This window comes from Enterobacter cloacae complex sp. S3 (assembly GCF_014930495.1).
Taxonomy (GTDB): Bacteria; Pseudomonadota; Gammaproteobacteria; order Enterobacterales; family Enterobacteriaceae; genus Enterobacter; species Enterobacter asburiae_B.
The window spans coordinates 1-7,578 of the sequence record NZ_JADBRD010000078.1; the positions used below are offsets into that span (position 1 = coordinate 1).

Consider the following 7,578-nt stretch of genomic DNA (forward strand, 5'->3'; position numbering starts at 1 on the left):
GTTCATTTCATAGGCTCCGTTGTTTGCCGATGATTGAACTATATCTCAAACATAAATTTTGGAAAATATCTTTTTGATAAATTATGATAAATTAATGGTTATGCTTTTGATATTTATAGTAAATTATTTTATGGCAGGCATAAAAAAACCAGCCGGAGCTGGTTTTGTATCCGTATGAGTGTCAGCCCAAGCGGTTATATGACATTTGCCACCTGCCGACTACTAAACCTTGAATGTGAAACTCGCTTTGATCAGTTTCAGATACATGCCATTTTTCGTATGTGGGATTATCGCTGATGACTACCAGCTTGTCCTTAAGCAACTGTAAGCGTTTGATATGGAAATTGTCACCATAAACGAAAGCATAAATTCCATCACCTATCAGGCGGTTTACCGTAATGTCTATCACGACAAGATCCCCAGGATAAATAGTCCCGAGCATGCTATCCCCGACAACCGTGCAGATTTTCAGGGAGGTAGGGCTACGCCCACCAAACATCCTTTTGGCTTCCTCTGGATCGAGTTCAATTGATTTAATAATTTCAGGATAGTCCATGTTCATCCTGCCACTTCCGCAACTGAACTCAGTGTCCATCACCTCAATTCGATATTGCTGCTGATTTTTTGTAAGTGGATTTATGAAAAAATTAGGCTTCGTACCCGATGCATCAACATCTGCTCTGTTTGAATCCATCCAGCCATGGGGCAGACCCATACTTGACTCAATTCTCCTGGCTATTATGTCGCCAATGTTACGAGAGGCGTTAGAGCCTGATAACTGACTCAGTTGAGATGGGGGTATACCAATTTTTTCAGCAATTTGTGCCTTGGTATAGCCTTCCAAGATGTACTCACCAATCAACCTGTTTAGGTTCTGGCGTCGAATGTTTTTTATGTCCATAACCAAATACTCCCACTTTTTAGCAATATGATAAATACCTAATTTGATAAATTTATCTTGCCTGGTAGTTATCGTAAAGATAAACTTTACCAAAATGATAAATTGAGGTGTAGGTATGGAAAACGAACTTCTTTCCTGGCGTCGGGCTTCCACTAAAGAGGAGTGGCACGCATTAGCCGTCAAGAGCGGCACATCAACAGGATATTTGAATCTTATTGCCTATGGCTACAGAAACGCTTCACCAAAGCTTGCAACTTCTATTGAAGCAGCAAGTAGAACTTTTGTTGGTAAAAAAATCCTCAAGCGAGAAATGCTTGTTTTCCCGCACCCGGGTAATGGGGTGTGACATGTCACGGCATTATTGCGTCAGCGAACCTTTACTGGTGGCTGAATTCAGTAACGAAAATGAGTTGGCGGGTGTCGCATGAGCATGGAACTGATGGTTAAAGCAATGAAGGTCAAGGTGGGAAATCCACTGCGTAAGCTCGTGCTACTGAAGCTTGCAGATAACGCTAGTGACCATGGAGAGTGCTGGCCGAGCTATCAACACATCGCTGATCAGTGCGAAATCAGTAAGCGATCTGTGATGATTCACATTGATGCTTTATGTGAATGCGGCCTGGTAAAAAAAGAACTTCGCCCAGGTCCAAAAGGTAACTCAAGTAATGTATATCGCCTTGATTTCAGTAGTGCAGGAGATTCACTAGGGGGTAGTGCGAATCGTTCACTACCTGGTGCAGGAGATTCACCCCATAGTGCAGGAGATTCACTAGGGGGTAGTGCAGGAGCTGCACCCAGAATCAGTCACTCTTTTGAACCAGTCAATGAATCAGTCATAGAACCTAAATATAACGGTTCATCTGATAACCATTCTGAAAATCGCTCTTCCAAAGAGAATTATTCCAACGAGTTCGAGCGGGCATGGCAGGCATACCCTAAACGTGCTGGCGGTAATTCTAAAGCCGCTGCTTGGAAAGCCTGGAAAGCTCGAATCAAAGACGGTGTTAACACTGAGGCAATGCTGGCTGGTGTAAACCGTTATGCAGGTTATGTCCGTGCTACAGGTAGCGCCGGAACGCAGTACGTGAAACAGGCGGCGACGTTCTTTGGTCCCGATCGGCATTTCGAAGAGTCATGGCAGGCGCCATCTGGTGCGGTAAGCGGTAGACCTGGTGGACTGCCGGTTTCGGGGTTTAGTGAACAAGACTATGGCCAATCAGACTGCAACTGGTAAGCAGGAGAAATCACAATGTTGAGTATCAAACAACGCGAAGAAAGGGAAGCTCTGGTGGCAAAGCGCGAAGGGCTTCGTGAAGAGCTGGCGTTTGCTGTGGAACACAAAAAACCGTGGCAGTGGGGAAGCTGGGAGTCAGGGAGCGTCCACGCCGCCGCCTGTGAAAAACATGGTGATTATCAGCGTATTTCCCTCACTGGAAAAGCCTATCGAGGCGTTGAAAATGTTAAGCACTCCCAATGCCCGGAATGTGTGAAAGCGGAACTCGCTGGCATTGAATCCAGTCTGCGTACATTGCGAGTAGCCGACCTGATAGACAATGCTGGGATCGCAAGACGGTTCGAAGCATGTGAATTCGATAACTACCAGGCCATCAATCAGGATGCCGCCAAAAATCTCGCGGCTTGTCAGCGTTATGCCACCAGCTGGCCTGAACGCCTTAAAGCTGGAACTGGGCTCGTTATGACAGGAAATTGTGGTACCGGCAAAAACCACCTGGCAGTGTCTATGGCGAAAAGCATCATCCGCGATCATCTCGCTAAAGTGGAAATCACTGATGTTATGCGGCTAACCCGAGCGGTGAAAAGCACGTGGCGCCACAATGCTGAAATGACGGAGGAAGATGTCATTGAGCGCTTTGCTTCACTGGATCTGTTGATTATCGACGAAGTGGGCGTTCAGTTCGGCAGCCCGACTGAAATGACCATCCTGCAGGAAATTATCAATGCCCGGTACGAAAGCATTTTGCCAACAATCCTGATCAGCAATCTCACATTTGACCAGTTGAAAGAGACTATTGGTGAGCGAATCGTGGACCGGGTTACCGATGGTGGCCGCAACCGTCTGGCATTTGGCTGGGGAAGTTTCCGTGCCATCGCGTCAGGAGTTGTAGCATGACTCCTGTCTGGAAAAATGAAGATCTGGAAGGTGCGGTGATCGGCGCAATTTTTCTGCGTGGAGCCGACCCTGAGGTACTGGATATTCTTTCCAGGGTGCCGGCCACCGCTTTCTCGGTACCGCAGTATCGGGAAATATATACTGGGATCTGCCGTCAGGCGCGTGGAGCTGGCGTTATTGACCCTGTACTGCTCTGCGAAAACATGCCAAAGCACAGCGCAATCATTATGGACTCGAGCCGTATCGCATGGGCCAAGTCGGCGCTTGTGTCCTACGTTGCCACGCTGGAGCGTAATGCAGCTGTTCGTGATGCCGAAGCTGTGATTGAAAGGGCGCTGGCTGATCTCCGGAGTGCTCACAATGGTGATGCGGCTTTATCGGCATTCAGGGCTGCACAGAACAGCATTGCCGCAATTTCTCTCGAAGAAAAGACCGTTCAGCCAGTTCACATCGACGACATTCTTCCTGCTGTAGTGGATCGGGTAGATGCACGCAACCGCGGGCTCGAAGAAGCCAGAAGCCTCATGACGGGTATTGAAGAGCTTGATGCAAAGACTGGCGGCATTGAACCAACAGACCTGGTGTTTATCGCTGCGCGTCCGTCGATGGGTAAAACTGAATTGGCGCTGGATATCATCGACAAAGTTTCTGAGCAGGGCCGTGGTGTGCTGTTCTTCAGCATGGAAATGCCAAATATCCAGATCGGAGAGCGAATGGTATCTGCTGCCGGCGGCATGTCAGTTTCGCGCCTGAAAAAGGCTGCTGATTTTGAAGATGAGGACTGGGCCAGACTGACAAACGGTGTAGAGCGCCTGACAGGCCGTAGTATCTGGATGGTTGATTCCACCGATCTGACAGTATATCAGATTCAACAGATAGCTACCCGCCTACAACTGGCGCATCCGGAAATAGCGCTGGTGGTTGTGGATTACTTGGCACTCATCAAAATCGAAAGCACTGCACGATATGACCTTGCCGTTGGTGAGGTGTCAAAAGGACTCAAGCGTCTGGCTAAATCTAATAAAACGCCGGTGCTTGCCCTGAGCCAGCTTTCTCGTGGCGTTGAGTCGCGGCCCAATAAGCGACCGATGAACTCAGACCTCAAAAACTCTGGTGAGATCGAGGCAGATGCTGATCTGATCATGATGCTTTACCGCGACGAAGTTTATAACCCTGAGTCTCAAGCGAAAGGTATCGCGGAAATTAACGTGACCAAACAGCGCAACGGTGAACTAGGCACGATTTACCGACGATTCTATAACGGGCACTTCCTGCCAATTGACCAGGAGTTAGCAAAGCAGCGTTCGGCGCCACAGCAGAAAACTCAAACCAGACGATACGCAAAAGATAGGCAATCCAGCAATGCAGACTATTAAAACCATTAAAACAGCGGGGGCAAGCGCATGAAACTGGAAGCATCACTCAAACATTTTAGTCCTCAGGGAATGCATATCGGCGACGACGTGAAGGGAACTTCTCCGGACCGCCTTACAGGAACAGATGTAATGGCGGCAATTGGTACCACCAGCAGCCGCGCGCGCTTCGGCCTGGCGGCGTTCTTCGGTAAAGCGGGAATCAGCAAAACGGATGAACAGCTCGCAGTTCAGGCGCTGGCGCGATATGCGATGGATGTCGCACCGAAGAATGTTCGCAAAGCAGCTGGTGAGCAGTTCGGATGGTGCATGCAGATGTTGGCACAATTTGCCTTTGCTGATTACTCACGTTCTGCGGCTACCAGCGTGACGTGTCACAGCTGCAGTGGTACCGGGTTTATCTCCGGGAATGAGGATGTGGTTAAACATCCCGGTATTTTCGATGCCGACGGTGCCGAGGTGGTGGCACCGAAGATTAAAAATGAGCTGGTGAATAGGGTTTGCGGAACATGCGGAGGAAAGAAAGTGATCCTTGCCCGGTGCAGGTGTGGCGGTAAAGGCGAAGTGTTGGACCGCAAAGCGACTAAAGACCGCGGCGCACCGGTTTTCAAAACGTGTGAACGTTGCTCTGGTAATGGCTTCTCTGCTATCTCCTCGGCGACGGTACACCGTGCCATTTTGAAGCGTCTCCCGGACCTCCATCAATCCTCATGGTCACGCAACTGGAAACCCTTCTATGAAATGCTGGTGGATACTCTGCGCCAGGGGGAGCGTCATGCAGCAGTGGAATTTGAGAAGGCGACAACTTATTAATATGATCGGAGCAATTAGCGACACTTTTTTGCACGTTAGTGTTGACTTTGCATAAAACTGTCCTGTATGCTTCTAATCGTGGAAGATACCGTCCAAACGAAATCAAACATTGAAACCCTGCCTCGGCGGGGTTTTTGCTTTTCTAAGGCTGCCATCGGGTGGCCTTTTTTGTTTCCCCTCAACCTTTCTGAGAGGATCAACAGCAATATGAGGGGGCAAAATGTCCGCAGAACCGATATCTGCAACGGTAACGGCAGGCGTGGCCGCCGGCACTACCGGAATAACTTTCGCGACGATGTTTCCAGAAGCCACTCCTGCTGTAATGCTTTGCTCTCTCGCTGGGGCGGCTCTTTACGTACTGAGCAGCGAGGACCACAAGCTCTGGAAGCAGATACTGTTTGCGCTCATCTCGTTCATTGGTGGGGTTTACTGCGCCGGTACAGCATCTGAAATCATCGCAGCACTTATCAATGCGGCATTAAGTCATCTCTCTCCGCCAGTTGCCGTGAAAGTTTCTCCAGCCATTGGCGCGCTGGCGGCCTCAACGGTTTCTGTCACCGTCCTGCTTCGCGTTCTCAAGCGCTCGAAGACGGGAGACTTACCCGGATTGAAGGGGGAAGAATGACGTGGCAAACACTGATCCTGAACATTAACGCTGTTGCATGCATCCTCATCAGCATACGCCTGATGTTCTTCAGGAAGCGGAGCTTACGGCGCCGCCGTCTGATGGAGTTTCTGGCGTATGGGCTGATCCTCGCTCCAGCGTTTACCGCTTTCCGAATCTGGCACGGTGATTACGTGCAGGTCGACTACGGAGAGCTGGTTGTCAATCTCGTTGTCTGCATTGCCGTATGGCGAGCAAGGGGCAACATCGCAAGAATTGCAGGGGAAAGCACAACGTGACCAAAGACGAAATATTTAATGCCATCCTCGGCAAAGAGGGCGGGTACGTTAATCACCCCGACGACAAAGGCGGCCCAACAAACTGGGGGATCACGCAAGCGGTAGCTCGCGCCCACGGTTATAACGGTGATATGCGCAACCTTACCCGCCAGCAGGCGCTGGATATCCTGACTGCTGACTACTGGACAGGGCCACGCTTCGACCTTGTTTCTGAGGTATCACCAGCCATCGCTGCCGAACTCTGCGACACAGGCGTAAACATGGGCCCATCAGTTCAGACCAAATGGTTTCAGCGCTGGCTGAACGTGTTCAACATTCAGGGCACGCTCTATCCCGATCTGATTGCCGATGGCTTTATCGGTCCGCGAACCATCAGCGCGTTAAAAAGCTATCTTTCCCGGCGCGGAAAAGAGGGTGAGCTGGTTATGCTTCGGGCCCTGAATTGTAGCCAGGGTCAGCGTTATCTTGAGCTGGCAGAGCAGCGTAGCGCGAACGAAACATTTGTTTATGGCTGGGTAAAGGAGCGGGTGGTTATATGACGCTTGAGATAATTACCGGACTCGTTGTCGCGGTGTTTGCTGCTATTGCCGCCGCGTTTGGCCTGGGTCATTCACGCGGAACCAGCAAAGCGGAAGCGAAAGCCGACCAGCAGCGCACCGAAGATAACGCAGCGGCAGTGGTTGCAGCAGCAGAACGCAGGGTAGAGACAACGAAAGAGGCCAGCAATGTACAGCAAACTGTTAACCACATGCCTGATGACGATGTTGATCGCGAGCTGCGTGACACGTGGAAGCGTCCCGGTGGTGGTTGATACTGCCTGTGACTGGGTAAAGCCAATCTACCTGACTGATCACGACATCGACGTTATGGACCGCCAGACTAAGAAAGACATCCTGGCGCATAACAAAGCGTGGCAGGCGAACTGCCAGAAACCAAAATTAGCGAGGTCCAAGTGATCGCAACCATCGGAACAATTCTTGTTTGGACTCTAATCGTTGTTGCGGCAGCCGCTGGGCTGTTTTTCGCATTCATCGGCTTTATGTTTTTTATCAGCTGGCCGAAGTGACACTGAGTGTTAGCCATTACTAAGCTCACCTGCTGGTGGGCTTGATAATGGCGAGCTGTTAAACTCGCCATGAATATTACTGCCCAGCGAGATAGTCAAGACCTGCGCTTGAAATACGCGTTTTTCCTGCTGATAACTGATAGGCTTTTTGGTTTGAGTCCCATACCATATCAGTAATAATTAGGCCTTTTTCCGCCAAATATAGAAGATGTCCATCGAATTCAGCCTCGCCGCCGACATCATCACCGATTGACATAAATTTGTGTGGTTCAAGGTAGTACGGGTAGACATCAGCCAATTCTTTTAAAATAGTTTTTAATTTTTGCGTATCGATTTTCATATCAAATCCCAGTGAGTTACCCACTTTTTGTGGATTAATAGATATTGGGGT

General features: G+C 49.7%; 13 protein-coding genes. 11 read left to right on the forward strand and 2 right to left on the reverse strand.

Going from position 1 to position 7,578, the window contains the following annotated elements:
* Positions 1–181: 181 nt before the first annotated feature.
* Positions 182–901 (reverse strand): S24 family peptidase, encoded by a 720-nt coding sequence (locus IM317_RS23305; protein WP_033146577.1) that lies wholly within the window; start codon positions 899–901, stop codon positions 182–184.
* 115 nt (positions 902–1,016) lie between these two features.
* Between IM317_RS23305 and IM317_RS23310 the strand changes: the two genes are divergently transcribed.
* The 11 genes from IM317_RS23310 to IM317_RS23355 all read left to right on the forward strand — a co-directional run bounded on the left by IM317_RS23310 (position 1,017) and on the right by IM317_RS23355 (position 7,187).
* Positions 1,017–1,247, forward strand: a complete 231-nt coding sequence (locus IM317_RS23310) for a transcriptional regulator (RefSeq protein WP_071993593.1) — start codon at positions 1,017–1,019, stop codon at positions 1,245–1,247.
* A gap of 78 nt (positions 1,248–1,325) precedes the next feature.
* Entirely contained in the window at positions 1,326–2,135 is an 810-nt protein-coding gene (locus tag IM317_RS23315; RefSeq protein ID WP_120785308.1) for a helix-turn-helix domain-containing protein, read from the forward strand.
* A 15-nt stretch (positions 2,136–2,150) separates the two neighbouring features.
* A complete protein-coding gene (locus IM317_RS23320) occupies positions 2,151–3,032 on the forward strand; it encodes an ATP-binding protein (protein WP_033146317.1) in 882 nt (293 codons plus the stop codon).
* Positions 3,029–4,408: a replicative DNA helicase gene (locus IM317_RS23325; protein WP_033146316.1), complete on the forward strand. Its 1,380-nt coding sequence runs from the start codon at positions 3,029–3,031 to the stop codon at positions 4,406–4,408. Before IM317_RS23320 ends, IM317_RS23325 begins: the two co-directional genes overlap by 4 nt.
* Positions 4,409–4,435: 27 nt before the next feature.
* Positions 4,436–5,218 carry an antitermination protein gene (locus IM317_RS23330; protein ID WP_033146315.1) on the forward strand — a complete coding sequence of 261 codons (783 nt, stop codon included), beginning with the start codon at positions 4,436–4,438 and terminating at the stop codon, positions 5,216–5,218.
* 220 nt (positions 5,219–5,438) lie between these two features.
* Positions 5,439–5,843 (forward strand): putative holin, encoded by a 405-nt coding sequence (locus tag IM317_RS23335; protein WP_033146314.1) that lies wholly within the window; start codon positions 5,439–5,441, stop codon positions 5,841–5,843.
* The gene (locus tag IM317_RS23340; RefSeq protein WP_033146313.1) at positions 5,840–6,121 is read left to right on the forward strand and encodes a phage holin family protein; all 282 of its coding nucleotides are present in this window, start codon (positions 5,840–5,842) and stop codon (positions 6,119–6,121) included. Before IM317_RS23335 ends, IM317_RS23340 begins: the two co-directional genes overlap by 4 nt.
* Positions 6,070–6,660 (forward strand): glycoside hydrolase family 108 protein, encoded by a 591-nt coding sequence (locus IM317_RS23345; RefSeq protein WP_176669067.1) that lies wholly within the window; start codon positions 6,070–6,072, stop codon positions 6,658–6,660. Before IM317_RS23340 ends, IM317_RS23345 begins: the two co-directional genes overlap by 52 nt.
* Positions 6,657–6,932 (forward strand): hypothetical protein, encoded by a 276-nt coding sequence (locus IM317_RS23350; protein ID WP_033146311.1) that lies wholly within the window; start codon positions 6,657–6,659, stop codon positions 6,930–6,932. The genes IM317_RS23345 and IM317_RS23350 overlap by 4 nt, the downstream gene beginning before the upstream one ends.
* Complete coding sequence (locus IM317_RS24070) at positions 6,883–7,077, forward strand: hypothetical protein (RefSeq protein WP_049015061.1); 195 nt, start codon at positions 6,883–6,885, stop codon at positions 7,075–7,077. The genes IM317_RS23350 and IM317_RS24070 overlap by 50 nt, the downstream gene beginning before the upstream one ends.
* Positions 7,032–7,187, forward strand: a complete 156-nt coding sequence (locus IM317_RS23355; protein WP_158002596.1) for a hypothetical protein — start codon at positions 7,032–7,034, stop codon at positions 7,185–7,187. Before IM317_RS24070 ends, IM317_RS23355 begins: the two co-directional genes overlap by 46 nt.
* 76 nt (positions 7,188–7,263) lie before the next feature.
* On the opposite strand, the gene IM317_RS23360 is transcribed toward IM317_RS23355, so the two are convergent.
* A partial coding sequence (locus IM317_RS23360) for a hypothetical protein (RefSeq protein WP_227010978.1) occupies positions 7,264–7,578 on the reverse strand: 315 nt, incomplete at its 5' end.